The sequence below is a fragment of the Micromonospora sp. NPDC005305 genome, from assembly GCF_040607315.1.
In the GTDB taxonomy this organism is placed as follows: domain Bacteria; phylum Actinomycetota; class Actinomycetes; order Mycobacteriales; family Micromonosporaceae; genus Micromonospora.
This window is the reverse complement of record NZ_JBEXGL010000051.1, coordinates 1-1,858: the sequence shown is the minus strand read 5'-3', so window position 1 is coordinate 1,858 and position 1,858 is coordinate 1. Positions and strand designations below refer to the sequence as shown.

The window sequence follows — 1,858 nt, the reverse complement described above, 5'->3', positions numbered from 1 at the left end:
TGGATCCTGCTGGCTTATTGCCTGGTTCATGCGGCCAGGGCGAGTCGGGCGAGGTGGCTGGTGCGGGTTCGGTCGAGGGGGTGACCGTTCCAGTAGGCGGTCAGCCGTATCAGGTTGACCGCGACGGCGCTGAAGACGTTTTGCAGGTGGGTCTTGTCCAGGCCGCGGTAGCGGGCTTGGCGTATGCCGGTGACGTTGACGGCTTGGCTGACGGTTCCTTCGACGCCGGCGCGTCGGGCGTATTTGGCCTGCCAGGCAGCGGTGTGCTGCTCGGCGCGGGCCAGTTGTATCGCGTGGTGGACCTCGCGGGGACGCAGGGACAGCTTGCGGCCGGTGCGCCGGTCGGTGGTGCACTGCTGGCGCACCGGGCAGGGGCGGCAGGTTTCCCGGGCGAAGCGCACGACGATGACGTCGTTGCCGCGTTGGGTGGTCGGGCCCCAGGTGGTGCTGGTCTGACCCTGGGGGCAGGTGGCGCGCTGGTTGTCGAAGTCGATGGTGAAGGCGGTGCTGTCGAAGCCGGCTGCTGCCCGGGCCTGAACGGAGTTGTTGGTCCGCAGCGGGGTGACCAGCGTGATGCCGTAGCGGGCCGCGGAGGCGATGACCAGGTCGATGGAGGGATAGCCGGAGTCCAGGTAGTGCTCGTCCGGCAGCAGTCCGCGCCGTTGCAGCCGGTCGTGGATCGGGGTGGTCATCACCGTGTCGTTGACCGTCGCGTCGGTGGTCATCACGTTGGTGATGACGTTGGGCGGCTCGATGACCGGCGTGTCAGCGCTGTCGGTGGGGCTGGCGGGGTCGTTGCAGGTTTCGCTGAGGTGGACCTTGTAGCCGTTCCAGGGTTTGCTGGCGCTGCGTGTGGTGCCCCAACGGGCGTCCGTGTCGTAGGGCGAGGTGAGGCGGTGCCTTCCTGGCGGGAGACCATCTACCTTCGCCTCCCGCCGTCTGACCACCTCCCGCCCGTGCTCATCGTGCCCACGCACGTAGTTCTGCAGCAGCACCACCCGCAGCACCTCCACGGCCGGCAGCTGCGCCAGCCACGGCGGCGTCGACGGGCCGTAGACCGCCGTCAGCAGCGCGAACCCGTCACTGCCGTACGTGTTCGCCAGCTCCGCCCGTGCGGTCTGCGACGACGGCAGCCGCCAGTCGTGGACCCGCTGCCCGTACCGCCTGCTCCAGGCCGGCACGTCGATGACCTGCGCCACCCAATCCGGCGCCGCCGCGGCCAGGGCCTCCAGACACGCGCGTACCGACTCCCCGGCCAGCTCCAGCCGGCTGAGATCCCGCACCGCGGCCACCACGTGGGTGGCATCCGTGCGCTGCTTACCACCCGCCGCCAGCAGCCCCTCATCAACCAGCCTGGCCAACAGCAGGTCAAGGACCCGTTCCTCCAGGTCATGGGCGATCACCCGGGCCCGGAACTCGCTCAAGACCGAAGCGTCGAAACCGGTGTCGACCAGATCCAGCCCCAGCGCGTACTTCCACGACAACTTGTCCCGCACCGCCTCGGCCGCCTGCCGATCGGTCAGGTTCTCCACCAGCTGAAACACCGTGATCAATGCCAGCCGCCCCGGAGACCAACCAGGCCGGCCACGAACCCCGAACGCCACACCGAACTGCTCATCAGCGAACAGCTCACCCAACTGATCTCGCACCACCACCGGCAACGGCGCCTCACGCCCTGCATACATCGCACGAATCGCCGCAGCCACCTGCTCATCGGGCTCGGGCCACGGCCGCGGTTGCATCGACATCACACGACCCGTTTCCGCGGCTGTAGAGGGGAAGGAAGCCGCAAAACCGATCATGCATTCACGGCGAGGCAGCAACCGCCGCAACACACCCAATTAGCCAGCAGGATCCA

At 68.2% G+C, this 1,858-nt stretch carries 1 protein-coding gene; it reads right to left on the bottom strand.

The annotated features are described in order from the left end of the window. Positions 1-26: 26 nt before the first annotated feature. The gene (locus ABZS80_RS33220) at positions 27-1,802 is read right to left on the bottom strand and encodes an IS1182 family transposase (protein ID WP_355062164.1); all 1,776 of its coding nucleotides are present in this window, start codon (positions 1,800-1,802) and stop codon (positions 27-29) included. Between the last annotated feature and the right edge of the window lie 56 nt (positions 1,803-1,858).